Raw genomic sequence first — 26,777 nt, 5'->3', positions numbered from 1 at the left:
GGGACCGGGGGGCGCGAGCCCCCAAGGGTTCGGGGCAGAGCCCCAGACGGGGACCGGGGGGCGCGAGCCCCCAAGGGTTCGGGGCAGAGCCCCAGACGGGGACCGGGGGGCGCGAGCCCCCAAGGGTTCGGGGCAGAGCCCCAGGCGGGGACCGCGGGGCGGAGCCCCCCAGGGGGTTTGGGGCAGAGCCCCGGGCGGGGGCCCCGGGGCGGAGGACCGGGGGTCGGGGGGGGCCGCGCAGCGGGAGGGGGCGGGCGTTATGTGTAGAGCCGTTCCAGGACCACCGCGATGCCGTCGGACTCGTTCGACAGCGTGACCTCGTCCGCGACCGCGACCAGCTCGCGGTGGGCGTTGGCCATGGCCACCCCGTACCCGGACCACGCGAACATCGGCACGTCGTTCGGCATGTCGCCGAAGGCGATCGTCGTCGAGGCGGCCAGCCCCAGCACCTCCGCCGCCCGCGCGAGCCCACTGGCCTTGTCGATGCCCGGCGGCTGGAGCTCCACGGTGTGCTCCCCCGCCATGGTGACGTTCACCAGGTCGCCGACCACCCCCCGCGCCACCCGCGTCAGCTCGTCGTCGTCCAGGCGGGGGTGCTGGAGCAGCACCTTGTTGATCGGGGCCGACCACAGGTCCGACCGTCGCGGCACCCGTACCGTCGGCAGGTGCGGATGCCACATCCGGTAGCCCGGCCCTATCAGCATCTCCGCGTCGACCCCCTCCTGGTTGACCGCCGCGTAGACCTCGCCGATCTCCGCCTCGATCTTGCCGAGGGCCACCTCGGCCAGCCCCCGGTCCATGGAGACGGAGTGCAGCAGGCGCCCGCGCGCCGCGTCGTACACCTGCGCGCCCTGCCCGCACACCGCGAGCCCCTCGTAACCAAGGCCGTCCAGCACGTGCCGGACCTGTGGGACCGGGCGGCCGGTGACGATGATGTGCTGCGCGCCCGCGGCGCGCGCCGTGGCGAGCGCCGCGTACGAGCGGGCGGAGACGGTGTCCCCGGCGCACAGCAGAGTCCCGTCCAGGTCAGTGGCGATCAAGGCATAGGGGAGGGCGGAAGTCACGGCGCCAAGGATACGGACCCCGTTGGACAAGTCCTACAAATAGCGCCCGAATCCGGCCTCCCGAAGGCCCCACCAGCCACGTAACGTGTCAACCAGCCCCCGGGACACCCCCGGACCGCGTCGAAAGCGAGGCAGCACCCCATGCCCCAGCAGAGCCCCCTCGATGTTCCCGAGGGCGACCCGTTCGGGCCGCACAACCTCCCCTACGGCGTCTTCTCGACCGCCGGGGAAGACCGCCGCCGGATCGGCGTGCGGATCGGCGGACACGTGCTCGACGCGGGGGCGGCCGCGGCCGCGCTCGGTTCCCCGTACGCCGGGCTGCTCGGGCAGTCCTCGCTCAACCCGCTGCTGGCCGCCGGGCGCACCGCCTGGCGCGACGTGCGCCGCGCGCTGACCGCCTGGGTCACCGACCCCGGCCACCGCCCCACCGTGGAGCCGCACCTGCTGCCGCTCGACGAGGTCACGCTGCACCTGCCGTACGAGGTCGCCGACTACGTCGACTTCTACGCGAGCGAGCACCACGCCACCAACGTCGGCCGGATCTTCCGGCCCGACGGGGACGCGCTCACCCCCAACTGGAAGCACCTGCCCATCGGTTACCACGGCCGGTCGGGCACCATCGTCGTGTCCGGCACCGACGTCGTACGACCCTGCGGGCAGCGCAAGGCGCCCGCCGACCCGGCGCCCGTCTTCGGCCCGTCCGTCAAGCTCGACATCGAGGCCGAGGTCGGCTTCGTCGTCGGGACCCCCTCCGAGCTGGGCCGCCCGGTGGCGCTGGGCGAGTTCGAGGACCACGTCTTCGGGCTCTTCCTCCTCAACGACTGGTCGGCGCGCGACATCCAGGCCTGGGAGTACGTGCCGCTCGGCCCCTTCCTCGGCAAGTCCTTCGCCACCTCCGTCTCCGCCTGGGTGACCCCGCTCGAGGCCCTGGACGCGGCCCGCGTCAACCCGCCCGCCCGGGACTTCCCCCTGCTGCCCTACCTGGACGACGCCGCCGCCGACCGTCCCGGCGGCTTCGACCTGCACATCACCGTCTCCATCAACGGGACGGAGGTGGCGCAGCCGCCGTTCGCCTCGATGTACTGGACCGCCGCCCAGCAGCTCGCGCACATGACCGTCAACGGCGCCTCCCTGCGCACCGGCGACGTGTACGGCTCCGGCACCGTCAGCGGCCCCGAGACGGGCCAGCGCGGCTCGCTGCTGGAGCTGACCTGGAACGGGCGGGACGCGCTCGAACTCGCCGACGGCAAGCGCACCTTCCTGGAGGACGGGGACACCGTCACCCTCACCGCCTGGGCGCCCGGCGCCTCGGGCACCCGGGTGGGCCTCGGCGAGGTCACCGGCCGCATCGTGGGATCGCGCTAGTCCGGCATTTGGTCGGCGGGGTGGCGGATCCCTCCACCGCCCCGCCGAACCCGCAGGTCAAAGCCCCGTAGCCGCGCCGTCCGGTGGCGCAATACTGCGGCAACACCACGGCCGCCGGACCGCCGGTACGTTCCCTGCCATGCCAGCCGAACGCACTGCCGCGCACACCGTCCCGGTCGCCGCCGCGCGCCGCCGGCGACTGCGCGCGGACCAGGCGCGCCAGCTCGCCGACCTGTTGCGCCACCAGATCCTCGGCGGCGGCTTCCCCGGCGGGGTCCTCCCCCTCGAGGACGCCCTCGCCGCCGACTACGGCGCAGGCCGCAACACCGTCCGCCAGGCCCTCGACCTGCTGCGCGGCGAGCAGCTCGTGGAGCGCCGCCCCGGTGTGGGCACCGTCGTCGTGTGCGAGAAGTACCGGCACGGCCTGGACCGCCTCCAGGGCCTGGCCGAAACCCTGCACGAGCACGGGCGGGTGACCAACGAGGTCCGCACGGTCGGCGCCGTGCGCGCGCCCGCCCCGGTCGCGGGCCGCCTCGGCCTGCCCGAGCACGCCGACGTGCTCTACATCGAACGGCTGCGCCGCCTGAACGGGCTGCCGCTCTCCCTCGACCTCACCTACGTGCCGATGGACGTCGGCGCCGGACTGCTGGGCTGCGACCTGGAGAACACGGACGTCTTCCGGCTCCTCGAGCAGCTCACCGGACAGCCGCTCGGCCACGCCGAGATCACCCTCGAGGCCGTCAACGCCGACGCGCACTCGGCCGCCGTGCTGCAGGCCCCGCGCGGGGCCGCCGTCCTGATGCTGGAGCGGCTCACCCACCTGGCCGACGGCCGGCCCGTGGACCTGGAGTTCATCCGCTTCCGCGGTGACCGGATCACCATGAGCGGCCTGCTGCGCCGCTCGCTCTGACCCCTCCGACCTCCCGCACCCCTTTCCCTGGAGACAGCCATGCCCGTGGTCCCCCAGCGCGGCGACGTGCCCGTGACCATCGACGAGTCCCTGTGCATCGACGGCTGCACCCTCTGCGTCGACATGTGTCCGCTCGACTCGCTCGCGATCCGCGAGGACAACGGCAAGGCCTACATGCACGTGGACGAGTGCTGGTACTGCGGCCCGTGCGCCGCCCGCTGCCCCACCGGCGCGGTGACCGTCAACATGCCCTACCTGCTCCGGTGAAAGGTTCCGTCCCCATGCGCACCCAGGCACTCCTGCCCGCCCTCGTCCTGCTCGTGGCCCCGGCGGCCGCCGGCTGTGCGGAGGCTTCCGGGACGGCCGGCTCCCAGACGGTCACCGTGACCGTCGGCTACCAGTCCAAGACCATCAACACCGTCACCGCGGGCACGCTGCTGCGCTCCCTGGGCTACTTCGAACAGGAGCTCGCGGCGCGCGGCAAGAGGGACGGGGTCGCCTACAAGGTGGACTGGCAGGACTACGCCACCGGCGCCCCGATCACCGCCCAGATGACCGCCGGGAAGATCGACATCGGTTCGATGGGTGATTTCCCGCTCCTGATCAACGCGGCGCGCGGCCGCGAGCTGAAACAGCCCACCCGCCTCGTGTCCGTGACCGGATACAACCTGCGCGGCGGCCTCAACACCGTGGTCACCGGACCGGATTCGAAGCTGGAGTCGCTCGCCGACCTGCGCGGCAGGAAGGTGTCGACGTCCGTCGGCTCCGCGGCCGACGGAACCCTCGTACGGGCCCTGCAGCAGGCCGGGATCGACCCGGCCAAGGGCATCGAGAAGCTCAACCAGCAGCCCAGCGTGGGCGCTTCGGCGCTCCAGGCGGGCAGTGTGGACGCGCTGTCCCAGTTCGTGGCCTGGCCGGGGCAGCTGGCGCACGAGGGCCGGGCCAAGGCCCTGTACGACGGCGCCGAGCTGAACCTGCCGACCTTCCACGGGGTCACCGTGCGCGAGAAGTTCGCGCGCGAGCGGGCCGGCGTGCTGGAGGACTTCCTGCGGGCCCAGCGCAAGGCCACCGACCACCTGCGCGCCGAGCCGGTCGCGGCCGCCGAGTCCGTGGCCGAGGAGACCGGCCTGCCCGCCGAGGTCGTGTACCTGTACAACGGCGCGAACGGCATCGCGACCTTCGACCCGGCCCTGCGCCCGCAGCTGATCGACGCGCTGAAGCAGGACGTGCCGCTGCTGAAGGAGGCCAAACTGGTCTCCGACGTGGACGTGGACGGGTTCGTCGACCCCGAGCCCCTGGAGCGGGCGACGGCCGGCGCGCCGCAGTACCCGCAGGCGGCGCCCGCCCGGCCGGAGCTCTGGCTCAAGGGGCAGGCGGGCACCCGGAGCTTCGACACGCCGCGCGAGCTGCTGAAGGCCCTGCGCGGCGCGGACGTCCGGGCGGCGTACGTACCGGACGCGGTGACCGGCACCCTGTGGTTCGCGGACAAGGCCGTGTGGGTGGCGGAGGGGACGGAGCTGCGGGCGTTCGTCACCGCGGCGGGCGCGAAGTCGTACGTCGACCGGCACAAGGAGTCCGGGGCGCGGATCGTGGGCTTCGCCGAAGCCGGAGCCCTGGCGTCATGACGGCCGGGCGCCGGCTGCTGCGGGCGGCTTCGCTCGGGGCGGCGTTGCTGCTGTGGCAGGGGCTGACCTCCCTCGACGTGAACCTGTGGCTGCGCTTCGAGCAGTTCCCGACCGTGGACGAGGTGGCGGCGACCTTCGCGGAGCGGGCCCGGGCCGCGGCCTACTGGCAGGACCTGGGCTCCAGCCTGCGCCGGATCGTGACGGGCTTCGTGCTGGCCGCGGTCCTGGGGGTCGCCGCAGGCACGGCCCTGGCCCGGTCCCGGACGGCGGCCGATCTGCTGGGACCGGTCCTGGAGGTGCTGCGGCCGATCCCGGCCATCGCCCTGGTGCCGGTGGCGATCCTGCTGTTCCCCTCCAACGAGCAGGGGATCGTCTTCATCACCTGCGCGGCCGCCTTCTTCCCCGTGCTGGTCTCGACGCGGCACGCGGTGCGGGCGCTGACGCCGGTGTGGGAGGAGGCGGTGCTGACCATGGGCGGCGGCCGGCTGCGGATCCTGTTCTCCGTGGTGCTGCCCGGCGCCCTGCCCGGCATCTTCGGGGGGCTGTCGGTGGGCATCGGGGTGTCGTGGATCTGCGTGATCTCGGCCGAGATGATCTCCGGCGAGTACGGGGTCGGCTACCGCACCTGGCAGGACTACACGGTGGTGGACTACCCCGGCGTCTTCGTCGGCATGGCCACCATCGGGGCGCTGGGCTGGCTGACCTCCACGGCGGTGGAGCGCACGGGCCGCCGCCTGACGCACTGGCTCCCCTCGGGCGCCGCACAGGGCCCGGCCCGGCCGACGCCGCCGGCCCGCCCGGCAGCCCCGGCCTCCTCGGCCCGCCCGGCCTTCCCGGCCCGCCCGGCCTTCCCGGCCCGCCCGGCCAAGCCCCAGGGCGCGTCCCCGTCCCCGACCCGAGAGGTGACCCCGTCATGAGTGCGACCGATGTCGTGACCGGCCCCGCCGCCCCCACCGCCGCCCGCGGGGCCCGGCTCGCGCTGCGCGGGGCGCGGCTCGGCCACCGGGGGGCCGTGGTGCTCGACGGGTTCGACCTCGCGGTCGAAGCCGGCGAGGTGCTGACGGTCGTCGGCCCCTCCGGATGCGGCAAGTCCACGCTGCTGCGCACGCTGGCCGGGCTGCTGCCCCCGCTGGGCGGCACGGTCGAACAGGACGGGCGGCCCCTGACCGGCCCGGACGCCGACCGGGCCCTGGTCTTCCAGGACGACGCCCTGCTCCCCTGGCGCACCGTCCGCGCCAACGTGGAACTCCCCCTGGCTATCGGGCCCTCCCGCACCGGCCGGGCCGAACGGCGGCGGATCGCCGGGCAATGGCTGGACCGCGTGGGCCTCGCCGGCCACGCCGGACGGCTGCCGCACCAGCTCTCCGGCGGGCAGCGCCAGCGCGTGCAGCTGGCCCGCGCCCTCGTCGCGCGCCCCCGCGCCGTCCTCATGGACGAACCGTTCGGGGCGCTCGACGCCCAGACCCGCGCCGGGATGCAGGACCTCCTCGTCGACGTCCTCGCCGGTACCGCGGCGACCGTCGTCTTCGTCACCCACGACGTGGACGAGGCGCTGTTCCTCGGCGACCGCGTCGCCCTGCCGGCCACCGGCGAGGTGCTCACCGTCCCGCGGCCGCGCCGCCGGGACGCCGACCACTCCGCGCTCCGGCAGCAGATCATCAACTCACTCTGAAGGGCCGCACCATGGACCTCCCCGTGATGGACATCCCCGCGATCGGCGACGCCGAGGAACTCTCCTGCGACGTCCTCGTCATCGGCGGAGGCACGGCCGGCACGATGGCCGCGCTCACCGCCGCCGAGCGCGGGGCGCGGGTGCTGCTCCTGGAGAAGGCGCACGTCCGCCACTCCGGCGCCCTGGCCATGGGCATGGACGGGGTCAACAACGCCGTCGTCCCCGGCCGCGCCGAGCCCGACGACTACGTCGCCGAGATCACCCGCGCCAACGACGGGATCGTCGACCAGTCGACGGTCCGGCAGACCGCCACCCGCGGGTTCGCGATGGTGCAGCGCCTGGAGTCGTACGGGGTGAAGTTCGAGAAGGACGAGCACGGCGAGTACGCGGTGCGCCAGGTCCACCGCTCGGGCTCCTACGTCCTGCCGATGCCCGAGGGCAAGGACGTCAAGAAGGTCCTCTACCGGCAGCTGCGACGGCGCGAGATGCGCGAGCGGATCCGGATCGAGAACCGGGTGATGCCGGTGCGGGTGCTCACCTCGCCCGAGGACGGCCGGGCGATCGGGGCCGCGGCCTTCAACACCCGCACCGGCGGCTTCGTGACCGTGCGGGCCGGGGCCGTGATCCTGGCGACCGGCCCCTGCGGGCGCCTGGGACTGCCGGCCTCCGGCTATCTCTACGGCACCTACGAGAACCCGACCAACGCGGGCGACGGCTACGCCATGGCCTACCACGCGGGCGCCGCGCTGACCGGGATCGAGTGCTTCCAGATCAATCCGCTGATCAAGGACTACAACGGGCCGGCCTGCGCGTACGTCGCGAACCCGTTCGGCGGCTACCAGGTCAACCGGCACGGCGAGCGGTTCGTCGACTCCGACTACTGGTCGGGGCAGATGATGGCGGAGTTCGCCGCCGAACTCGCCTCGGACCGGGGGCCGGTGTACCTCAAGCTCAGCCACCTCCCGGAGGAGTCGGTGGCCTCCCTCGAATCGATCCTGCACACCACCGAGCGGCCGACGCGCGGCACCTTCCACGCGGGGCGCGGGCACGACTACCGCACGCACGACATCGAGATGCACATCTCGGAGATCGGGCTGTGCGGGGGCCACTCCGCGTCGGGCGTGCGCGTGGACGACCACGCCCGGACCACCGTGCCCCGGCTGTACGCGGCCGGAGACCTGGCCGCGGTGCCGCACAACTACATGATCGGGGCCTTCGTCTTCGGGGACCTGGCGGGGGCGGACGCCGCCGGCCACACCGCGTACGAGGGGCCCCTGCCCGCCGACCAGCTCGCGGCGGCGCACGAGCTGGTCTACCGGCCGCTGCGCCACCCGGACGGGCCGCCGCAGCCGCAGGTGGAGTACAAACTGCGGCGGTTCGTGAACGACTACGTGGCCCCGCCGAAGACGGGCGCGAGGCTGTCGCTGGCCGTGGCGGCCTTCGACCGGATGGCCGGCGAGATCGCGGAGATGGGCGCGACCACGGCCCACGAGCTGATGCGGTGCGCGGAGGTGTCCTTCATCCGGGACTGCGCGGAGATGGCGGCCCGCGCCTCGCTCGCCCGTACGGAGTCCCGCTGGGGCCTCTACCACGAGCGCCTGGACCACCCGGAGCGGGACGACGAGGACTGGCTGTACCACCTGGACCTGCGCAAGTCGCCCTCGGGAGCGATGGAGTTCACCGCCCGGCCGGTGGAGCCGTACCTGGTCCCGGTGGACGAGTTCACCCCGCAGGGCGGCCCGGAACGCCACCTGGGCGAGGTCGCCCTCCCCCAGGTCGCCAAGGCCGCCCCCACACCACCACCGGCACGGCCGACGCATGTCCCCGCCCCTCCCCGGGCCGAGGCCCCGACGCGCGCCGGCGCGGCGGACCCGGGGGCCGGAACCGGGGCGGCCGGGGCCGGAGTCGCAGAGGCCGGCGCCGCCGGGGGCGCAGTCGACGGTGCCGGAACCGGAGACGCCGGCGCGGGTGTCGCCGTAGCCGGAGCCGTCGCGGCCGAGGGCGCCCGCAGCGGAGCCGGCGCGGCGGAGAGCGACCGGGACCACGGCACCCCGGGCGGAGCCGTCGAGGCGGAGCCGGCGGGGCGGGAGGGGGCCGCGTTGATACTCGAGCTGCTGGCGCTGGTCGAGGAGGCGCCCGGCCTCGGTGAGCTGAGGCCCTACCTCGGCTCCGCGGATCCGGCGGTGCGGGCCGCCGCCGTGACCGCGTTGGGCGAGACCGGGCCGGCGGGGGCCGGGCCGGTGCTCGCCGCCTGCCTCGCCGACGCGGATCGGGCCGTACGGGCCGCCGCCGCGGCCGCGTTGCGCGAGCTGCTGGAGGTGCTGCCGGCCGAGCCCGAGCTGGGCGCCAGGCTGCGCGCCGCCCTCGCCGTGCCCGACCCGGCGGTGCGCTCGGCCGCGCTCGAAGCCCTGCGCGCCCTGCGCCTGGGCGACGCCGGCCTGTACGCCGCCGCGTTGGCCGACGCCGTCCCCGAGGTCCGCATCCACGCCGTGCGGGCCCTGGTCTCGGTGGACGCGGCCCGGGCGCTGGCCGCGGCCGCGGCGGACCCGGCCCGCGAGGTCCGGGTGGCCGTGGCCAAGGGCCTCGCCTCGGTGCACGCTCCGGCCCCGGCTCCCCTGGACCCGCTGCTGGCCGACTCCGATCCGCTGGTGCGGGGCGCCGCCCTGGGGGCGCTGGCCGCCACCGGCTGCCCCGGGCGGTACGCCGAGACCGCCGTGGCGGCCCTGGCCGATCCCGCCTGGCAGGTCCGGGCGGGTGCGGCCGCCGCCCTGTCGGCCGCGGCTCCCGCAGCGGCCGTACCGGCCCTCGCCGGGGCCCTGGCCGACACCAACGCCGACGTCCGCAAGGCCGCGGTCCTCGCGCTGCTCGCCCACCGGGAGGCCGACGCGGCGCGGGCGGCCCTCGCCACGGCGGTCGCCGACCCGGACGCGGACGTCCGCGCGTACGCCGCCCGGGCGGCCTGACCGGCCCCGACCGGCCTGCCGTCCCGGTGGACCGCGGGCCGTGGGTGATGCTCCTGGGGCCTCGACCCGACGATCCAGGAGTCCCCGTATGGCCTCTCGTACCGGCATGCTCGTCCTGGCCCTCGCCGCCGCGGCGGCCCTCACCGCCCCGGCGGTCCCCGCCGCGGCCACCCCCGGCCCGCACACCGGCTCCGCCCCGCTCACCGGCCCGCACGCCGGCCGCGCCACCGGCACCGGCACCGGCCCCCGCTCCGGACCGGCCGCCCTGGCCGACCTCACCCGGGCGGCGCTGTCGAGCTCCCGCTACCTGCGGGAACCGGCCGCGACCGCCGCCGGGTACGTCCCCGACCGGTACTGCGTAGCCGACCCGGCCGGCGGCGGGGCCGTGGGCTACCCGCACTTCAACCACGCCTACGACGACTCCCTCGACCCCGCGAAGCCCGCGGCCCTGCTCTACGAGGACGACGCGTCGGGCCGGCGCAGGCTGGTGGCCCTCGAATGGGTCGTCATGGACCGGGACGGCAAGGTCGAGACGGACGACGACCGGCCGAGCCTCTTCGGCCAGCCCTTCAAGGGACCGATCCCCGGCCGCTTCAAGGGCCAGAAGGTCCACTACGCCCTGCACGTCTGGCTCTGGAAGCCCAACCCCGCCGGTCTGTTCGCCACGTTCAACCCGGACCTGCGCTGCCGCCCGGGCACGACCCGTCCCTGACCCCCCGTTCGGAGGCGCGCCGCGTGCACCGGCCGGGGGCCGCCGGGAAGGTGGACGAAAGCCCCCGAACGGCAGGAGCCCCCATGTCCGCCCGTACTCACAAGGCTGCCCTGATCTGTGCGGTCGCCGCGTCGCTCGGCCTGGCCGCCCTGGCCCCGGCCCACGGCGTCGAAGGACCCGCGCCCGACCCGCGCGACCAGAAGGCGATGGCGGACATGGCGACCGCGATCAAGGTGACGGCCAAGTACGTGGACGAGCGGGCAGCGATCAAGGACGGGTACGTCCCGCACGGCAAGGAGTGCATGGCCAACCCGTTCGGCGTGGGCGCCATGGGCTACCACTACGTCAAGGCGGCCTACTGGGGTTCGAAGGACCCGAGCAAGCCGACCGCGCTCCTCTACAGCGCCGAGAAGGACCGCGACGGCCGCCGCAAGCTCCAGGCCGTGGAGTGGATGTCCACGGACCGCGACCAGGACCTGAAGACCGCCGACGACCGGCCGAGCATGTTCGGGCTCCCCTTCGACGGGCCGATGCCCGGCCACTGGACGGGCATGCCCAAGCACTACGACCTCCACATGTGGGCGTACGAGAAGAACCCGGCCGGCCGCTTCCACAACTGGAACCCGAACATCAAGTGCTCGGGGCATATGACTCACCCGTAGGGGCGGCTTCTCGCGGGAACCCCGGCGATACGCTGGACGCACTCGCGAGACTGCGGCTCATGAGAGCACGGATGAACCCGGAACACAGCTGGCCGATCCCGCCCGCGGGCAGCGTCGCGAGTTCACGATCGACATCGATGAACGCAACACCGGCATCTTCCACGACCGGCTCAAGGTCACGGTCCCCTTCCCCATCGACGTGGACCTCACCGAGATCGCGGCGAAACGCAGGAGCGCCGAGTAGCACGATGGGCCCGGCTCCCCCCAGGGGAGCCGGGCCCATCTCCGTCACGCGGACAGGTCAGCGCACGAACGTGCTCGCCTGACCCGCCAGGTCCAGGAAGTACTGCGGGGCCACGCCCAGGACCACGGTCACGGCGACGCCCACCGCGATCGTCGTCATCGTCAGCGGCGAGGGGACGGCCACCGTCGGGCCGTCGGCCTTCGGCTCGCTGAAGAACATCAGGACGATCACCCGGATGTAGAAGAACGCGGCGATCGCGGACGAGATCACACCGACCACGACCAGCGCCCCGGCGCCGCCCTCCGCCGCCGCCTTGAACACGGCGAACTTGCCCGCGAAGCCGGACGTCAGCGGAATGCCGGCGAAGGCCAGCAGGAACACCGCGAACACCGCCGCGGTCAGCGGCGACCGGCGGCCCAGGCCCGCCCACTTCGACAGGTGCGTCGCCTCCCCGCCCGCGTCGCGCACCAGCGTGACCACCGCGAAGGCGCCGATCGTCACGAAGGAGTAGGCGCCCAGGTAGAAGAGCACGGAGGAGACCCCCTCCGCCGAGGTCGCGATCACACCGGCCAGGATGAAGCCCGCGTGCGCGATCGAGGAGTAGGCGAGCAGCCGCTTGACATCGGTCTGCGTCACGGCGATCACCGCGCCCGCCAGCATCGTGACGATGGCGACGCCCCACATCACCGGCCGCCAGTCCCAGCGCAGGCCGGGCAGGACCACGTAGAGCAGCCGCAGCAGGGCGCCGAACGCGGCGACCTTCGTCGCCGCCGCCATGAAGCCGGTGACCGGGGTCGGGGCGCCCTGGTAGACGTCCGGGGTCCACATGTGGAAGGGCACCGCGCCGACCTTGAAGAGCAGGCCCATCAGGATCAGTGCCCCGCCGATCAGCAGCAGCACGTCGTTGCCCATGGTGTCGGCCAGCGCCGGGTCGATCTTCGCGACCGTGCCGTCCACCACGTCGGCGATCGCCGCGTACGAGACCGAGCCCGCGTACCCGTAGAGCAGCGCGATGCCGAAGAGGAGGAAGGCGGAGGAGAACGCGCCCAGCAGGAAGTACTTGACCGCGGCCTCCTGCGACATCAGCCGCTGGCGGCGGGCGAGGGCGCAGAGCAGGTACAGCGGGAGGGAGAAGACCTCCAGCGCGATGAACAGCGTCAGCAGGTCGTTGGCCGCCGGGAAGATCAGCATGCCGGCGATCGCGAACAGCGCCAGCGGGAAGACCTCGGTGGTGGTGAACCCGGCCTTGACGGCTTCCTTCTCGCTGTCGCTGCCCGGGACGGACGCCGCCTGGGCGGCGAAGGAGTCCACCCGGTTGCCGTGCGCGGCCGGGTCGAGGCGCCGCTCGGCGAAGGTGAACACGGCGACGATCGAGGCCAGCAGGATGGTGCCCTGCAGGAACAGCGCCGGACCGTCCACCGCGATCGCGCCCATCGCCGCGATGTGCGCCTTGGTGGACCCGTACCCGCCGGCCGCGAGGCCGACGACCGCCGCGAAGGCCGAGGCCAGCGCGGCGACGGAGAGGAACACCTGCACGTAGTAGCGGGACTTGCGCGGTACGAACGCCTCCACGAGGATCCCGAGGATCGCCGCGCCCACCACGATCAGCGTGGGCGCGAGCTGCGCGTACTCGATGACCGGCGCCGGGATCCGGTCGACCGGCGCCTCGGCCGCCAGCGGCCACAGGCTGTGGGCGGAAGTCAGTGTGCTCACTTCGCCGCCTCCACTTCAGGTGCGGGGTCGGTCTGCTTCACGTCCGACATGGTGTGCTCCACCGCCGGGTTGACGATGTCGGTCAGCACCTTCGGGTACACGCCCAGGCCGATCAGCAGCGCGATCAGCGGGGCGACCACCAGCACCTCCCGCAGGCGCAGGTCCGGCATGGTGCGGACCTCCTCCTTGACGGGGCCGGTCATCGTACGCTGGTAGAGCACCAGCGTGTAGAGCGCGGCCAGCACGATGCCGATGGTGGCGATGATGCCGACGACCGGGTACCGGGCGAAGGTGCCGACCAGGACCAGGAACTCACTGACGAAGGGCGCGAGCCCGGGCAGCGAGAGGGTGGCGAGGCCGCCGATGAGGAAGGTGCCGGCGAGGACCGGGGCCACCTTCTGCACGCCGCCGTAGTCGGCGATGAGCCGCGAGCCGCGCCGCGAGATCAGGAAGCCGGCCACCAGCATCAGGGCCGCCGTCGAGATGCCGTGGTTGACCATGTAGAGCGTCGCACCGGACTGGCCCTGGGAGGTCATCGCGAAGATGCCCAGGATGATGAACCCGAAGTGCGAGATGGAGGCGTAGGCGACCAGCCGCTTGATGTCGCGCTGCCCGACCGCGACCAGCGCGCCGTAGACGATGCTGATCAGGGCCAGCACCAGGATCACCGGCGTGGCCCACTTGCTGGCCTCGGGGAAGAGGCCGAGGCAGAAGCGGAGCATCGCGAAGGTGCCGACCTTGTCGACGACCGCGGTGATCAGCACGGCGACCGGGGCGGTCGCCTCGCCCATCGCGTTCGGCAGCCAGGTGTGCAGCGGCCACAGCGGGGCCTTCACCGCGAAGGCGAAGAAGAACCCGAGGAACAGGAGCCGCTCGGTGTTGGTCGCCATGTCGAGCGTGCCCGCGGCGCGGGCGGCGGTGATCTCCTGGAGCGAGAAGTTCCCGGCGACCACGTACAGCCCGATGACGGCGGCCAGCATGATCAGGCCGCCGGCCAGGTTGTAGAGGAGGAACTTGACCGCCGCGTACGAGCGCTGCGCGGCCGCGTTCTCCTCGGAGCCGGAGTGGGCCCGGTCCCCGAAGCCGCCGATGAGGAAGTACATCGGGATGAGCATGGCTTCGAAGAAGATGTAGAAGAGGAAGACGTCGGTGGCCTCGAAGGAGATGATCACCATCGCCTCGACCAGCAGGATCAGGGCGAAGAAGCCCTGGGTCGGCCGCCAGCGGGTGGAGCTGGTCTCCAGCGGGTCGGCGTCGTGCCAGCCCGCCGCGATCACGAAGGGGATCAGGAGCGCGGTGAGCCCGATGAGCACCACCCCGATCCCGTCCACGCCCAGCTCGTAGCGGACCCCGAAGTCGGCGATCCAGGAGCGGGATTCGGTGAGCTGGTAGCGGTCGCCGCCGGGCTCGAAGCGGATCGCGACGAGCACGGCCAGGGCCAGGGTCGCCAGCGAGAAGAGCAGCGCGAGCCATTTGGCGGCGGTCCGCCGGGCGGCCGGGACGGCCGCCGTCAGGATCGCTCCGACCGCGGGGACCGCGGCCGTCAGCGTCAGAAGCGGGAAACTCATCTCACACCGCCCTCATCAGCAGGGTCGCGGCGATGAGGATCGCCGTGCCCCCGAACATCGAGACCGCGTAGCTGCGGGCGTAGCCGTTCTGCAGCTTGCGCAGCCGGCCGGACAGTCCGCCGACCGAGGCGGCCGTACCGTTGACCACCCCGTCGACCAGGCTGTGGTCGACGTACACGAGGGAGCGGGTCAGGTGCTCCCCGCCGCGCACCAGCACGACGTGGTTGAACTCGTCCTGCAGGAGGTCCCGCCGGGCCGCCCGGGTGAGGACCGAGCCCCGCGGGGCGACGACCGGGACGGGCCGCCGGCCGTACATCGCCCAGGCGGTGCCGACGCCGATGACGAGGACGACCATGGTCGCCGCGGTCACCGTCAGGGCGCTGACCGGCGGGTGGCCGTGCTCGTAGCCGGTGACGGGCTCGAGCCACTTCAGGAACCGCTCGCCGATCTCGAAGAACCCGCCCGCGAAGACCGAGCCGAAGGCCAGGATGATCATCGGGATGGTCATGGACTTCGGGGACTCGTGCGGGTGGGGCTCGTGCCCGTCCGCGTCCGGCTGCCAGCGCTTCTCGCCGAAGAAGGTGAGGAGCATGACGCGGGTCATGTAGAAGGCGGTGATGCCGGCGCCGAGCAGCGCGACCCCGCCGAGGATCCAGCCCTGGGTGCCGCCCTTGGCGAAGGCCGCCTCGATGATCATGTCCTTGGAGAAGAACCCGGACAGGCCCGGAAAGCCGATGATCGCGAGGTAGCCCAGGCCGAAGGTCACGAAGGTGACCGGCATGTACTTCCTCAAGGCCCCGTACTTGCGCATGTCGACCTCGTCGTTCATCCCGTGCATCACGGAACCCGCACCGAGGAAGAGTCCGGCCTTGAAGAAGCCGTGCGTGACCAGGTGCATGATCGCGAAGACGTAGCCAATGGGGCCGAGGCCCGCCGCCAGGATCATGTAGCCGATCTGGGACATCGTCGACCCGGCGAGCGCCTTCTTGATGTCGTCCTTCGCGCAACCGACGATCGCACCGAAGAGCAGCGTGACCGCACCCACGATGGTGACCACGAGTTGGGCGTCGGGCGCCGCGTTGAAGACGGCGCCGGAGCGGACGATCAGGTACACGCCCGCGGTCACCATGGTCGCCGCGTGGATCAGGGCCGAGACCGGGGTCGGGCCCTCCATCGCGTCACCGAGCCAGGACTGCAGCGGCACCTGGGCCGACTTGCCGCAGGCCGCCAGCAGGAGCATCAGGCCGATCGCCGTCAGGGTGCCTTCGGAAGTCTCCCCCACCGCGCCGAGCACCGGCCCGAAGGCGAAGGTCCCGAAGGTGGTGAACATCAGCATGATGGCGATCGACAGGCCCATGTCGCCGACCCGGTTGACCAGGAAGGCCTTCTTCGCGGCCGTGGCCGCGCTGGGCTTGTGCTGCCAGAAGCCGATCAGGAGGTACGAGGCGAGGCCCACGCCCTCCCAGCCGAAGTACAGCAGCAGGTAGTTGTCGGCGAGGACCAGCAGCAGCATGGCCGCGACGAACAGGTTGAGGTAGCCGAAGAAGCGGCGGCGGCGCTCGTCGTGCTCCATGTACCCGATCGAGTACACGTGGATGAGCGTGCCCACCCCGGAGATCAGCAGGACGAAGGTCATCGACAGCTGGTCCAGCTGGAAGGCCAGGTCGGCCTGGAAGCCCTCGACCGGGATCCAGGTGAACAGCCGCTGGTGCAGGGTCCGGTCGTCGGCGCCGCGCCCCAGCATGTCGGCGAAGAGCACGGCGCCGATGCCGAAGGAGACGGCCGCGAGCAGGGTGCCGATCCAGTGGCCGGTCTTGTCGAGGCGCCGGCCGCCGCACAGCAGCACCGCCGCTCCCAGCAGGGGCGCCGCCACCAGCAGCGCAATCAGATTCTCCACTGTGAACGCCCCTTACAGCTTCATCAGGCTGGCGTCGTCGACCGAGGCCGAGTGGCGGGTACGGAACAGCGACACGATGATCGCGAGGCCCACCACGACCTCCGCGGCGGCGACGACCATCGTGAAGAAGGCGATGATCTGGCCGTCGAGGTTGCCGTGCATCCGCGAGAAGGCGACGAAGGCGAGGTTGCAGGCGTTGAGCATCAGCTCGACGCACATGAACAGCACGATCGCGTTCTTGCGGATCAGTACTCCGGCCGCGCCGATGGTGAACAGCAGGGCGGCCAGGTAGAGGTAGTTGACCGGATTCACTTCGAGGCCTCCTCACGGCCGAGGCGCTCCGAGGAGGCCTGCTCCAGTGCCTTGAGGTCGGACAGCGCCTCGGCGGAGACGTCCCGGATCTGGCCGCGGGCGCGCAGGGTCTTGCTGACCGTCAGCTCGGACGGGGTGCCGTCCGGCAGCAGGCCGGCGACGTCCACGGCGTTGTGCCGGGCGTAGACGCCGGGCGCGGGCAGCGGCGGGAGCTGGACGCCCTCGCGGACGCGGCGCTCGGCCAGTTCGCGCTGGGTGGCGGCCCGTTCGGTGCGCTCGCGGTGGGTGAGCACCATCGCGCCGACGGCCGCGGTGATCAGCAGCGCACCGGTGATCTCGAAGGCGAAGACGTACTTGGTGAAGATCAGCTGGGCCAGGCCCTCGACGTGCCCGGCGGAGTTGATCCTGCCGAGTCCGTTGAAGTGGGTGAGCCCGGCGTTGCCGATGCCGGCGATCAGCAGGATGCCGAAGCCGAGCCCGCACAGGACGGCCAGCCAGCGCTGCCCCTTGATGGTCTCCTTCAGGGAGTCGGCGGCGGTGACGCCGACGAGCATGACCACGAAGAGGAAGAGCATCATGATCGCGCCGGTGTAGACGATGACCTGGACGACGCCCAGGAAGTACGCCCCGTTGGCGAGGTAGAAGACGGCCAGGATGATCATCGTCCCGGCCAGGCTGAGGGCGCTGTGCACGGCCTTCTTCATCAGGATCGTGGCCAGCGCGCCGATGACGGCGACCGTGCCGAGGACCCAGAACTGGACCGCCTCACCGGTGGAGGTGAGCGAGGTGGCGGCCGCGGCGAGCGAGGCGCTCATCGTCCGATCACCTCCTGCGAGGCGGGCTCGGCGGGGCCGAAGTCGGAGGCCGCCTCCTGCGGGGCCTGCTCCCCCTCGGACGTCGCCGTCTGCCGGACCGTCCCCGGGGCGGCCCCCGTCACCAGGCCGCGGTAGTAGTCCGTGTCCTCCGTGCCGGGGAACATCTCGTGCGGCGCCTCGACCATGCCCTCGGTGAGCCCGGCGAGCAGCTGCTCCTTGGTGTAGATGAGCGACTCGCGGCTGGAGTCGGCCAGTTCGAACTCGTTCGTCATGGTCAGGGCCCTCGTGGGGCACGCCTCGACGCACAGCCCGCACAGGATGCAGCGGGCGTAGTTGATCTGGTAGACCCGGCCGTACCGCTCGCCCGGGGAGTAGCGCTCCTCCTCGGTGTTGTCCGCGCCCTCCACGTAGATGGCGTCGGCGGGACAGGCCCAGGCGCACAGCTCGCACCCGATGCACTTCTCCAGGCCGTCGGGGTGCCGGTTGAGCTGGTGGCGCCCGTGGAAGCGCGGGGCGGTGGTCTTCTGCTGCTCCGGGTACTGCTCGGTGAGGCGCTTCTTGAACATGGCCTTGAAGGTCACGCCGAAGCCGGCAACCGGGTTCTGCCACTTCTCGTTCGGGTCGGTGTCAGCCATTCTCAGCACCCTCCTCTCGGTCACTCTCAGTATTCGCGCCGCCACTGACAATCAGCTCCCGCTCGCTCCGCGGCCGTCGGCGCGGTACGGGTGCCAGGTGCTGGCCGGGCTTGGGCGGTACGGGGAACCCGCCCGCGAGCGGGTCGAAGGGCGCGGCCGCGGCGGCCTTGCCGGCCGCCGCGGCGGCCGCCTTCTCGCGTTTGTCGCGGAACAGGTCCGCGATGAAGGAGAGGAGCAGGATCGCCACGACGGCGCCGCCGACGTAGAGGACGATCTGGCTGAAGTCGTAACTCTCGTTGCGCAGCGCCCGCACGGTCGCGACCAGCATCAGCCAGACCACGGAGACCGGGATCAGGACCTTCCAGCCGAGCTTCATCAGCTGGTCGTAGCGCACGCGCGGCAGCGTGCCGCGCAGCCAGATGAAGAAGAAGAGCAGCAGCTGCACCTTGAGGACGAACCAGAGCATCGGCCACCAGCCGTGGTTCGCGCCCTCCCAGTAGGTGGAGATCGGCGCCGGGGCCCGCCAGCCGCCCAGGAAGAGGGTGACCGACACCGCCGAGACGGTGACCATGTTGACGTACTCGGCGAGCATGAACAGCGCGAACTTGATGGACGAGTACTCGGTGTTGAAGCCGCCGACCAGGTCGCCCTCGGACTCCGGCATGTCGAAGGGGGCGCGGTTGGTCTCGCCGACCATCGTGACGACGTAGATGATGAAGGAGACCGGCAGCAGGACGATGTACCAGCGGTCGGCCTGGGCCTCCACGATCGCCGAGGTCGACATCGACCCGGAGTAGAGGAAGACCGAGGCGAAGGCGGCGCCCATCGCGATCTCGTAGGAGATCATCTGCGCGCAGGAGCGCAGGCCGCCGAGGAGCGGGTAGGTCGAGCCGGAGGACCAGCCGGCCAGCACGATGCCGTAGATGCCGACCGAGGCCACCGCGAGGACGTAGAGCATCGCGATGGGCAGGTCGGTCAGCTGCATCGTGGTGCGCTGGCCGAAGATGGAGACCTCGTTGCCCGAGGGGCCGAAGGGGATCACCGCGATGGCCATGAAGGCCGGGATCGCCGCGATGATCGGGGCCAGGACGTAGACCACCTTGTCGGCCCGCTTGACGATGACGTCTTCCTTCAGCATCAGCTTGACGCCGTCGGCGAGCGACTGGAGCAGGCCCCAGGGGCCGTGCCGGTTGGGGCCGATGCGCAGCTGCATCCAGGCGACGACCTTGCGCTCCCACACGATGGAGAAGAGCACGGTCACCATCAGGAAGGCGAAGCAGAACACCGCCTTGACGACGACGAGCCACCAGACGTCCCTGCCGAACAGGGTCAGGTCCTCGGCGGCAAGCTGTACCGCGTTCACGCGCCCACCTCCATGGTGGTGTCGCCGGTGCCGGCCGGGCTCGCGGGGCCGATCCGGACGAGGGTGCCCGGGCGGGCCCCGGTGTCGGCGAGGACCCCGGACCCGGTGGAGTTCAGCGGGAGCCAGACCACGCGGTCGGGCATCTCGGTGATCCGCAGGGGCAGTTCCACGGAGCCGGCCGGGCCGGTGACCGCGAGGACGTCCCCGTTCTTGACGCCCGTCTCGGCCGCCGTGGCCGCCGAGAGCCGGGCGCTCGCCTCGTGCCGGGTGCCGGCCAGGGCTTCGTCGCCCTCCTGGAGCCTGCCCTGGTCGAGGAGGAGCCGGTGGCCCGCGAGGACCGCCTCGCCGGCGCCCGGGCGGGGCAGCGGCACGGTGTCCGCGGATTGCCGGGCGGCGCGCTCCCCGGCCCAGCCGCCGAGCCCGTCGAGCTCGCGGCGTACGGCGTGCACGTCGGGCAGCGCGATCGGCCGGTCGGCGGCGTCGGCCAGCATGTGCAGCACGCGGGCGTCGGCCGGGGCCAGCCGGCGGGTCATCTGGTCGGGCTTGAGCGCGGCCTCGAACGGCCGGACCCTGCCTTCCCAGTTGATGAAGGCGCCCGCCTTCTCGGCCACGGCGGCGACCGGGAAGACCACGTCCGCGTGCTCGGTGACCTCGCTGGGCCGCAGCTCCAGACAGACCACGAAGGCCTCCTGGAGGGCGGTCCGCGCGCGGGCCGGGTCCGGCAGGTCCGCGACCTCAACGCCGGCCACCACCAGGGCGGACAGCTCGCGGGTGGCCGCGGCCTCGACGATCTGGCCGGTGTCGCGGCCGTAGCGGTGCGGGAGTTCGTCCAGGCCCCAGGCGGTGGCGACCTCGTCGCGGGCCCGCGGGTCGGTGGCCGGGCGGCCGCCGGGCAGCAGGGACGGCAGCGCGCCCGCCTCGACGGCGGCCCGCTCACCGGCCCGGCGCGGGATCCACACCAGCGTCGCCCCGGTCGCGGCGGCCGCCCGTACGGCGGCGGTCAGCGCGCCCGGCACCCCGGCGAGGCGCTCCCCGACGACGATGACCGCGCCGCTCTGGCGCAGTGCGTCGGCGGCGGCCGCGCCGCCCGCCTCCAGGCCGGTCCGGGAGGCGAGTGCGTCCAGCCACTCGGGCTCGGTGCCGGGGGCGGCGGCCAGCAGGGTGCCGCCCGCCTTCTCCAGGCCGCGGGTGGCGAAGGGGGCCAGGGCGAAGGTCCGTTGCTTGTGCTTGCGGTGGGCCTTGCGCAGCCGTAGGAAGACCCCGGGGGCCTCCTCCTCGGACTCGATGCCGGCGAGCAGGACGGCGGGCGCCGCCTCCAGCGCGGTGTACGTGACCCCGCGGCCTCCCCCAGCCTCCGGCCGGGAGGTGCCCCCAAGGTCCTTGCCGGTCCCGGCCACGGTGGCGGCCAGGAAGTCGGCCTCCTCCGCGCTGTGGACCCGGGCCCGGAAGTCGATGTCGTTGGTGTCCAGGACCACCCGCGCGAACTTGGCGTACGCGTAGGCGTCCTCGATGGTGAGCCGTCCGCCGGTCAGCACCCCGGCCCGGCCGCGCGCCCCGGCGAGACCGGCGGCCGCGGCCTCCAGCGCCTCGGGCCAGCTCGCCGGCTCCAGGACCCCGGCGGCGCTGCGCACCAGCGGGGTCGTGAGCCGGTCGCGCTGCTGCGCGTACCGGAACCCGAAGCGGCCCTTGTCGCAGATCCACTCCTCGTTGACCTCGGGGTCCTCCGCGGCCAGCCGGCGCAGCACCTTGCCGCGTCGGTGGTCGGTCCGGGTCGCGCAGCCGCCCGCGCAGTGCTCGCACACGCTCGGGGAGGAGACGAGGTCGAAGGGGCGGGAGCGGAACCGGTACGCGGCGGAGGTGAGGGCGCCGACGGGGCAGATCTGGATGGTGTTGCCGGAGAAGTACGACTCGAAGGGGTCGTCCTCGCCGGTGCCGACCTGCTGGAGCGCGCCGCGCTCCAGCAGCTCGATCATCGGGTCGCCGGCGATCTCGTTGGAGAAGCGGGTGCAGCGGGCGCAGAGCACGCACCGCTCGCGGTCCAGCAGCACCTGGGTGGAGATCGGGACCGGCTTCTCGTAGGTGCGCTTCCTGCCTTCGAACCGGGATTCGGCGTTGCCGTGCGACATCGCCTGGTTCTGCAGCGGGCACTCGCCGCCCTTGTCGCAGACCGGGCAGTCCAGCGGGTGGTTGATGAGCAGCAGCTCCATCACACCGCGCTGGGACTTGTCGGCGACCTCGGAGGTGAGCTGGGTCTTGACGACCATGCCGTCGGTGCAGGTGATGGTGCAGGAGGCCATCGGCTTGCGCTGGCCCTCGACCTCGACGATGCACTGGCGGCAGGCGCCGGCCGGGGAGAGCAGGGGGTGGTCGCAGAACCGGGGGATCTCGATGCCCAGCTGCTCGGCGGCCCGGATGACCAGGGTGCCCTTGGGGACCGACAGCTCGACGCCGTCGATGGTCAGCGACACCAGGTCCTGCGGTGGCACCGCGGCTTCCCCGCCACCGGCGGGAGCGTTCGTGGTGACGGTCATGCGTTCACCTCCGTGTCAGCCCAGAGGGTCGACTTCCTGGGGTCGAAGGGGCAGCCCTTGCCCGTGATGTGCTGCTCGTACTCCGCGCGGAAGTACTTGAGCGAGGAGAAGATGGGGCTGGCGGCGCCGTCGCCGAGCGCGCAGAAGGACTTGCCGTTGATGTTGTCGGCGATGTCGTTCAGCTTGTCGAGGTCGGACATGACGCCCTTGCCGGCCTCGATGTCGCGCAGCAGCTGGACCAGCCAGTAGGTGCCCTCGCGGCAGGGCGTGCACTTGCCGCAGGACTCGTGGGCGTAGAACTCGGTCCACCGGGTCACGGCCCGCACCACGCAGGTCGTCTCGTCGAAGCACTGGAGCGCCTTGGTGCCGAGCATCGAGCCGGCCGCGCCCACGCCCTCGTAGTCCAGAGGGACGTCGAGGTGCTCGTCGGTGAACATGGGGGTGGAGGAGCCGCCCGGGGTCCAGAACTTCAGCCGGTGCCCGGGCCGCATCCCGCCGCTCATGTCGAGCAGCTGCCGCAGGGTGATGCCGAGCGGGGCCTCGTACTGGCCGGGGCCCGCGACGTGCCCGGAGAGCGAGTACAGCGTGAAGCCGGGGGACTTCTCGGTCCCCATCGACTTGAACCAGTCCTTGCCCTTGTTCAGGATCGCGGGAACCGAGGCGATGGACTCCACGTTGTTGACGACGGTGGGGCAGGCGTAGAGCCCCTCCACGGCCGGGAAGGGAGGACGCAGCCGGGGCTGGCCGCGCCGGCCTTCGAGGGAGTCGAGCAGCGCCGTCTCCTCGCCGCAGATGTACGCGCCCGCTCCCGCGTGCACCGTGATGTCGAGGTCGAGCCCGCTCCCGAGGATGTCCTTCCCGAGGTAGCCGGCCTCGTACGCCTCGCGCACCGCCTCGTGCAGGCGCCGCAGCACCGGTACGACCTCGCCGCGCAGGTAGATGAAGGCGTGCTGCGAGCGGATCGCGTAGCAGGCGATGATCATTCCCTCGATGAGGGAGTGCGGGTTGGCGAAGAGGAGGGGGATGTCCTTGCAGGTTCCGGGCTCCGACTCGTCCGCGTTCACGACGAGGTAGTGCGGCTTCCCGTCGCCCTGCGGGATGAACTGCCACTTCATGCCGGTGGGGAAGCCCGCGCCGCCGCGTCCGCGCAGCCCCGAGTCCTTCACGTAGGCGATGAGGTCGTCCGGGGTCATCGCGAGGGCCTTGCGCAGGCCCTCGTAGCCCTCGTGGCGCCGGTAGGTGTCCAGCGTCCACGATCCGGGTTCGTCCCAGAAGGCGGACAGGACGGGGGCGAGGAGCTTCTCCGGGCTGCCGTTCTTGCTCAGTTCAGTCGACACGGACATCACTCCCCTCCCTCGGTGCTGGTGTCGCCACGGGATCCGCCGTCCGCCTCGCCGCGCGGGTGCACGATCGCCGTGCGCGGGGCCTCGCCGCGGGCGATGCGCAGGCCGATCAGGGAGGCGGGGCCGGCGCCGCCGGTCGCCTCGACCGCGCCCTCGCGCTCGTCGGGGAAGCCGGCGAGGATCCGGGCGGTCTCCTTGTACGTGCACAGGGGCGCGCCCCGGGTCGGCTCGACGGGCCGGCCGGCCAGCAGGTCGTCCACCATGGCCTTGGCGGACTCGGGGGTCTGGTTGTCGAAGAACTCCCAGTTGACCATCACCACGGGGGCGTAGTCGCAGGCCGCGTTGCACTCGATGTGCTCGAGGGTGACCTTGCCGTCGGGGGTGGTCTCGTTGTTGCCGACCCCGAGGTGCTCCTTGAGCTCCTCGAAGATGGCGTCGCCGCCCATGACCGCGCACAGGGTGTTCGTGCAGACGCCGACCTGGTAGTCCCCGGAGGGCCGCCGCCGGTACATCGTGTAGAACGTCGCCACCGCCGTGACCTCGGCGGTGGTCAGGCCCAGCACGTCGGCGCAGAAGCGGATGCCGGTGCGCGAGACGTGGCCCTCCTGCGACTGGCACAGGTGCAGCAGCGGCAGCAGCGCGCTGCGGCTGTCGGGGTAGCGGGCGATGACCTGCTTCGCGTCCGCTTCGAGGCGCTCGCGCACGTCGGCCGGGAAGTCGGGCGCGGGAAGCTGCGGCATGCCCAATGAGATGTCGGTCATCGGTCGACGCCTCCCATCACGGGGTCGATGGAGGCGACGGCGACGATGACGTCGGCGACCTGGCCGCCCTCGCACATCGCCGCCATGGCCTGGAGGTTGGTGAAGGACGGGTCGCGGAAGTGGACCCGGTAGGGGCGGGTGCCGCCGTCGGAGACCACGTGCACCCCGAGCTCGCCCTTGGGCGACTCCACGGCCGCGTACACCTGCCCGGCCGGTACCCGGAAGCCCTCGGTCACCAGCTTGAAGTGGTGGATGAGGGCCTCCATCGAGGTGCCCATGATGTTCTTGATGTGGTCGAGCGAGTTGCCGAGCCCGTCGGGGCCCATCGCCAGCTGCGCCGGCCAGGCGATCTTCTTGTCGGCGACCATCACCGGGCCCGGCTCCAGCCGGTCCAGGCACTGCTCGACGATCCGCAGCGACTGGCGCATCTCCTCCAGGCGGATCAGGAAGCGTCCGTAGGAGTCGCAGGTCTCGGTGGTCGGTACGTCGAACTCGTAGTCCTCGTAGCCGCAGTACGGGTCCGACTTGCGCAGGTCGTGCGGCAGTCCCGCGGAGCGCAGGATCGGGCCGGTGGCGCCCAGCGCCATGGCTCCGGTGAGGTCGAGGTAGCCGACGTCCTGCATGCGGGCCTTGAAGATGGGGTTGCCGGTGGCGAGCTTGTCGTACTCCGGCAGGTTCTTCTTCATGGTCTTCACGAACTCGCGCAGCTGGTCGACGGCGCCCGGCGGCAGGTCCTGCGCCAGGCCGCCGGGGCGGACGAACGCGTGGTTCATGCGCAGTCCGGTGATCAGCTCGAAGACGTCGAGGATCAGCTCGCGGTCGCGGAAGCCGTAGATCATGATCGTGGTCGCGCCCAGCTCCATGCCGCCGGTGGCGATGCACACCAGGTGGGAGGAGAGCCGGTTGAGCTCCATCAGCAGGACGCGGATGACGGTGGCGCGGTCCGGGATCTGGTCGGTGATGCCGAGCAGCTTCTCGACGCCGAGGCAGTAGGCCGTCTCGTTGAAGAACGGCGTCAGGTAGTCCATGCGCGTCACGAAGGTGGTGCCCTGCGTCCAGTTCCGGAATTCGAGGTTCTTCTCGATGCCGGTGTGCAGGTAGCCGATGCCGCAGCGGGCCTCGGTGACCGTCTCGCCGTCGATCTCCAGGATCAGGCGGAGCACGCCGTGGGTGGACGGGTGCTGCGGGCCCATGTTGACGACGATCCGCTCGTCGTCGGCCTTGGCCGCGGACCGGACGATCTCGTCCCAGTCGCCGCCGGTGACGGTGTAGACGGTGCCTTCGGTCGTCTCGCGCGCGGAGGCGTGCGATGCGTTCGGGGTGTTCATCAGCTGTACGACCTCCGCTGGTCGGGAGCCGGGATCTGGGCGCCCTTGTACTCGACGGCGATGCCGCCGAGCGGGTAGTCCTTGCGCTGCGGGAAGCCCTGCCAGTCGTCCGGCATCATGATCCGGGTGAGGGCGGGGTGCCCGTCGAAGACCAGGCCGAAGAAGTCGTACGTCTCTCGCTCGTGCCAGTCGTTGGTCGGGTAGACGGAGACGAGCGAGGGGACGTGCGGGTCGCTGTCCGGGACGGACACCTCCAGCCGCAGGATCCGGCCGTGGGTGAGCGAGCGCAGGTGGTAGACGGCGTGCAGCTCGCGGCCCTTGTCCCCGGGGAAGTGCACCCCGGAGACGCCGGTGCAGAGCTCGAAGCGCAGGGCGGGGTCGTCGCGCAGGGTGCGCGCGACCCGGACGAGGTGCTCGCGGGCGATGTGGAAGGTGAGCTCGCCCCGGTCGACCACGGTCTTCTCGATGGCGTTCTCGGGGACCAGGTCCTGCTCCTCCAGGGCGCCTTCGAGTTCGTCGGCCACCTCGTCGAAGTAGGAGCCGTACGGGCGGCTCGCCGCGCCGGGCAGGGCCACGGTGCGGACCAGGCCGCCGTAGCCGCTGGTGTCGCCGCCGCCCGCCGCCCCGAACATGCCCTTGCGGACGCCGATGACCTCGGGGCCGCTCGCCCGCGGGGCGGGGAGGTTGTTCCCGCCGTTGCCGTTGTCGCCGTTCTCCGGCTCTCGGGTCTCGCTCACCGGAGCAGCCCCTTCATCTCGATGGTGGGGAGGGCCTTGAGGGCCGCCTCCTCCGCCTCACGTGCCGCCTCTTCCCGGTTCACACCGAGCTTCGAGCCCTGGATCTTCTGGTGGAGCTTGAGGATCGCGTCCATCAGCATTTCGGGGCGCGGCGGGCAGCCGGGCAGGTAGATGTCCACCGGGACGATGTGATCGACGCCCTGGACGATCGCGTAGTTGTTGAACATTCCGCCCGAAGACGCACAAACCCCCATGGAGATGACCCATTTGGGAGCCGGCATCTGGTCGTACACCTGCCGCAGCACCGGCGCCATCTTCTGGCTGACCCGGCCGGCCACGATCATCAGGTCGGCCTGGCGGGGGGAGCCCCGGAAGACCTCCATGCCGAAGCGGGCCAGGTCGTAGCGTCCCGCTCCGGTGGTCATCATCTCGATGGCGCAGCAGGCCAGGCCGAAGGTCGCGGGAAAGACGGACGACTTGCGCACCCAGCCCGCCGCCTGTTCGACGGTGGTCAGCAGAAAGCCGCTCGGCAGCTTCTCTTCAAGTCCCATGGGAAA

Annotated in this window: 23 protein-coding genes; 9 read left to right on the top strand and 14 right to left on the bottom strand. The window is 72.1% G+C overall.

Annotated features, from left to right (window positions below):
* Positions 1-257 precede the first annotated feature (257 nt).
* The gene (locus tag AB0D66_RS17640; protein ID WP_362303560.1) at positions 258-1,064 is read right to left on the bottom strand and encodes an HAD family hydrolase; all 807 of its coding nucleotides are present in this window, start codon (positions 1,062-1,064) and stop codon (positions 258-260) included.
* A gap of 141 nt (positions 1,065-1,205) precedes the next feature.
* On the opposite strand from AB0D66_RS17640, the gene fahA reads away from it, so the two are divergent.
* From fahA to AB0D66_RS17595, 9 genes are all read left to right on the top strand, one after another.
* Positions 1,206-2,429 carry a fumarylacetoacetase gene (gene fahA / locus AB0D66_RS17635; protein WP_362303558.1) on the top strand — a complete coding sequence of 408 codons (1,224 nt, stop codon included), beginning with the start codon at positions 1,206-1,208 and terminating at the stop codon, positions 2,427-2,429.
* A gap of 139 nt (positions 2,430-2,568) precedes the next feature.
* Positions 2,569-3,339, top strand: a complete 771-nt coding sequence (locus tag AB0D66_RS17630) for a GntR family transcriptional regulator (protein WP_362303555.1) — start codon at positions 2,569-2,571, stop codon at positions 3,337-3,339.
* 39 nt (positions 3,340-3,378) lie between these two features.
* Positions 3,379-3,606, top strand: coding sequence for a ferredoxin family protein (locus tag AB0D66_RS17625; protein WP_030011381.1), 228 nt, complete (start codon positions 3,379-3,381; stop codon positions 3,604-3,606).
* 14 nt (positions 3,607-3,620) lie between these two features.
* Positions 3,621-4,964 (top strand): ABC transporter substrate-binding protein, encoded by a 1,344-nt coding sequence (locus tag AB0D66_RS17620; protein ID WP_362303551.1) that lies wholly within the window; start codon positions 3,621-3,623, stop codon positions 4,962-4,964.
* The gene (locus tag AB0D66_RS17615; protein WP_362303548.1) at positions 4,961-5,881 is read left to right on the top strand and encodes an ABC transporter permease; all 921 of its coding nucleotides are present in this window, start codon (positions 4,961-4,963) and stop codon (positions 5,879-5,881) included. The genes AB0D66_RS17620 and AB0D66_RS17615 overlap by 4 nt, the downstream gene beginning before the upstream one ends.
* The gene (locus AB0D66_RS17610) at positions 5,878-6,636 is read left to right on the top strand and encodes an ABC transporter ATP-binding protein (RefSeq protein WP_362303546.1); all 759 of its coding nucleotides are present in this window, start codon (positions 5,878-5,880) and stop codon (positions 6,634-6,636) included. Before AB0D66_RS17615 ends, AB0D66_RS17610 begins: the two co-directional genes overlap by 4 nt.
* 11 nt (positions 6,637-6,647) lie before the next feature.
* Positions 6,648-9,599 carry a fumarate reductase/succinate dehydrogenase flavoprotein subunit gene (locus tag AB0D66_RS17605; protein WP_362303543.1) on the top strand — a complete coding sequence of 984 codons (2,952 nt, stop codon included), beginning with the start codon at positions 6,648-6,650 and terminating at the stop codon, positions 9,597-9,599.
* Positions 9,600-9,687: 88 nt separating this feature from the next.
* The gene (locus AB0D66_RS17600) at positions 9,688-10,311 is read left to right on the top strand and encodes a hypothetical protein (protein ID WP_362303540.1); all 624 of its coding nucleotides are present in this window, start codon (positions 9,688-9,690) and stop codon (positions 10,309-10,311) included.
* Between the two features lie 83 nt (positions 10,312-10,394).
* Entirely contained in the window at positions 10,395-10,973 is a 579-nt protein-coding gene (locus AB0D66_RS17595) for a hypothetical protein (protein WP_362303537.1), read from the top strand.
* Between the two features lie 301 nt (positions 10,974-11,274).
* On the opposite strand, the gene nuoN is transcribed toward AB0D66_RS17595, so the two are convergent.
* Genes nuoN through AB0D66_RS17530 form a run of 13 tightly spaced genes read right to left on the bottom strand, consistent with a single transcriptional unit; the run spans position 11,275 to position 26,771 of the window.
* Entirely contained in the window at positions 11,275-12,894 is a 1,620-nt protein-coding gene (gene nuoN / locus AB0D66_RS17590; protein WP_362303570.1) for an NADH-quinone oxidoreductase subunit NuoN, read from the bottom strand.
* Positions 12,895-12,926: 32 nt separating this feature from the next.
* Complete coding sequence (locus AB0D66_RS17585; RefSeq protein ID WP_362303534.1) at positions 12,927-14,498, bottom strand: NADH-quinone oxidoreductase subunit M; 1,572 nt, start codon at positions 14,496-14,498, stop codon at positions 12,927-12,929.
* A gap of 1 nt (position 14,499) precedes the next feature.
* On the bottom strand, positions 14,500-16,395 hold the full coding sequence (gene nuoL, locus AB0D66_RS17580) for an NADH-quinone oxidoreductase subunit L (RefSeq protein ID WP_362303531.1): 1,896 nt from the start codon (positions 16,393-16,395) through the stop codon (positions 14,500-14,502).
* A 12-nt stretch (positions 16,396-16,407) separates the two neighbouring features.
* Complete coding sequence (gene nuoK, locus AB0D66_RS17575; protein ID WP_030864698.1) at positions 16,408-16,707, bottom strand: NADH-quinone oxidoreductase subunit NuoK; 300 nt, start codon at positions 16,705-16,707, stop codon at positions 16,408-16,410.
* Positions 16,704-17,522 carry an NADH-quinone oxidoreductase subunit J gene (locus tag AB0D66_RS17570; protein ID WP_362303528.1) on the bottom strand — a complete coding sequence of 273 codons (819 nt, stop codon included), beginning with the start codon at positions 17,520-17,522 and terminating at the stop codon, positions 16,704-16,706. The genes nuoK and AB0D66_RS17570 overlap by 4 nt, the downstream gene beginning before the upstream one ends.
* A complete protein-coding gene (gene nuoI / locus AB0D66_RS17565) occupies positions 17,519-18,157 on the bottom strand; it encodes an NADH-quinone oxidoreductase subunit NuoI (protein WP_362303526.1) in 639 nt (212 codons plus the stop codon). Before nuoI ends, AB0D66_RS17570 begins: the two co-directional genes overlap by 4 nt.
* The gene (nuoH, locus tag AB0D66_RS17560) at positions 18,150-19,520 is read right to left on the bottom strand and encodes an NADH-quinone oxidoreductase subunit NuoH (RefSeq protein WP_362303523.1); all 1,371 of its coding nucleotides are present in this window, start codon (positions 19,518-19,520) and stop codon (positions 18,150-18,152) included. The genes nuoI and nuoH overlap by 8 nt, the downstream gene beginning before the upstream one ends.
* Positions 19,517-22,051 (bottom strand): NADH-quinone oxidoreductase subunit G, encoded by a 2,535-nt coding sequence (locus AB0D66_RS17555; protein WP_362303521.1) that lies wholly within the window; start codon positions 22,049-22,051, stop codon positions 19,517-19,519. The genes nuoH and AB0D66_RS17555 overlap by 4 nt, the downstream gene beginning before the upstream one ends.
* Positions 22,048-23,394 carry an NADH-quinone oxidoreductase subunit NuoF gene (gene nuoF, locus AB0D66_RS17550; RefSeq protein WP_362303519.1) on the bottom strand — a complete coding sequence of 449 codons (1,347 nt, stop codon included), beginning with the start codon at positions 23,392-23,394 and terminating at the stop codon, positions 22,048-22,050. The genes AB0D66_RS17555 and nuoF overlap by 4 nt, the downstream gene beginning before the upstream one ends.
* Positions 23,394-24,155 carry an NADH-quinone oxidoreductase subunit NuoE gene (gene nuoE / locus AB0D66_RS17545; RefSeq protein ID WP_362303516.1) on the bottom strand — a complete coding sequence of 254 codons (762 nt, stop codon included), beginning with the start codon at positions 24,153-24,155 and terminating at the stop codon, positions 23,394-23,396. The genes nuoF and nuoE overlap by 1 nt, the downstream gene beginning before the upstream one ends.
* Positions 24,152-25,483, bottom strand: a complete 1,332-nt coding sequence (locus AB0D66_RS17540; protein WP_362303513.1) for an NADH-quinone oxidoreductase subunit D — start codon at positions 25,481-25,483, stop codon at positions 24,152-24,154. The genes nuoE and AB0D66_RS17540 overlap by 4 nt, the downstream gene beginning before the upstream one ends.
* Positions 25,483-26,220, bottom strand: coding sequence for an NADH-quinone oxidoreductase subunit C (locus AB0D66_RS17535; protein WP_362303511.1), 738 nt, complete (start codon positions 26,218-26,220; stop codon positions 25,483-25,485). Before AB0D66_RS17535 ends, AB0D66_RS17540 begins: the two co-directional genes overlap by 1 nt.
* Complete coding sequence (locus AB0D66_RS17530) at positions 26,217-26,771, bottom strand: NADH-quinone oxidoreductase subunit B (protein ID WP_007265818.1); 555 nt, start codon at positions 26,769-26,771, stop codon at positions 26,217-26,219. The genes AB0D66_RS17535 and AB0D66_RS17530 overlap by 4 nt, the downstream gene beginning before the upstream one ends.
* Between the last annotated feature and the right edge of the window lie 6 nt (positions 26,772-26,777).

This window comes from Streptomyces sp. NPDC048270, assembly GCF_040652335.1.
GTDB lineage: Bacteria > Actinomycetota > Actinomycetes > Streptomycetales > Streptomycetaceae > Streptomyces.
This window is presented reverse-complemented; position numbering and strand designations above follow the sequence as displayed.

Coding starts and splice junctions, on each gene's coding strand:
- AB0D66_RS17595 (WP_362303537.1), top strand. CDS start 10,395: ATGTCCGCCCGTACTCACAAGGCTGCCCTGATCTGTGCGGTCGCCGCG.
- AB0D66_RS17605 (WP_362303543.1), top strand. CDS start 6,648: ATGGACCTCCCCGTGATGGACATCCCCGCGATCGGCGACGCCGAGGAA.
- AB0D66_RS17570 (WP_362303528.1), bottom strand. CDS start 17,522: ATGAGCGCCTCGCTCGCCGCGGCCGCCACCTCGCTCACCTCCACCGGT.
- AB0D66_RS17615 (WP_362303548.1), top strand. CDS start 4,961: ATGACGGCCGGGCGCCGGCTGCTGCGGGCGGCTTCGCTCGGGGCGGCG.
- nuoI (WP_362303526.1), bottom strand. CDS start 18,157: ATGGCTGACACCGACCCGAACGAGAAGTGGCAGAACCCGGTTGCCGGC.
- nuoE (WP_362303516.1), bottom strand. CDS start 24,155: ATGACCGACATCTCATTGGGCATGCCGCAGCTTCCCGCGCCCGACTTC.
- AB0D66_RS17530 (WP_007265818.1), bottom strand. CDS start 26,771: ATGGGACTTGAAGAGAAGCTGCCGAGCGGCTTTCTGCTGACCACCGTC.
- fahA (WP_362303558.1), top strand. CDS start 1,206: ATGCCCCAGCAGAGCCCCCTCGATGTTCCCGAGGGCGACCCGTTCGGG.
- AB0D66_RS17625 (WP_030011381.1), top strand. CDS start 3,379: ATGCCCGTGGTCCCCCAGCGCGGCGACGTGCCCGTGACCATCGACGAG.
- AB0D66_RS17540 (WP_362303513.1), bottom strand. CDS start 25,483: ATGAACACCCCGAACGCATCGCACGCCTCCGCGCGCGAGACGACCGAA.
- AB0D66_RS17620 (WP_362303551.1), top strand. CDS start 3,621: ATGCGCACCCAGGCACTCCTGCCCGCCCTCGTCCTGCTCGTGGCCCCG.
- AB0D66_RS17610 (WP_362303546.1), top strand. CDS start 5,878: ATGAGTGCGACCGATGTCGTGACCGGCCCCGCCGCCCCCACCGCCGCC.
- nuoF (WP_362303519.1), bottom strand. CDS start 23,394: ATGTCCGTGTCGACTGAACTGAGCAAGAACGGCAGCCCGGAGAAGCTC.
- AB0D66_RS17600 (WP_362303540.1), top strand. CDS start 9,688: ATGGCCTCTCGTACCGGCATGCTCGTCCTGGCCCTCGCCGCCGCGGCG.
- AB0D66_RS17630 (WP_362303555.1), top strand. CDS start 2,569: ATGCCAGCCGAACGCACTGCCGCGCACACCGTCCCGGTCGCCGCCGCG.
- AB0D66_RS17585 (WP_362303534.1), bottom strand. CDS start 14,498: ATGAGTTTCCCGCTTCTGACGCTGACGGCCGCGGTCCCCGCGGTCGGA.
- AB0D66_RS17555 (WP_362303521.1), bottom strand. CDS start 22,051: ATGACCGTCACCACGAACGCTCCCGCCGGTGGCGGGGAAGCCGCGGTG.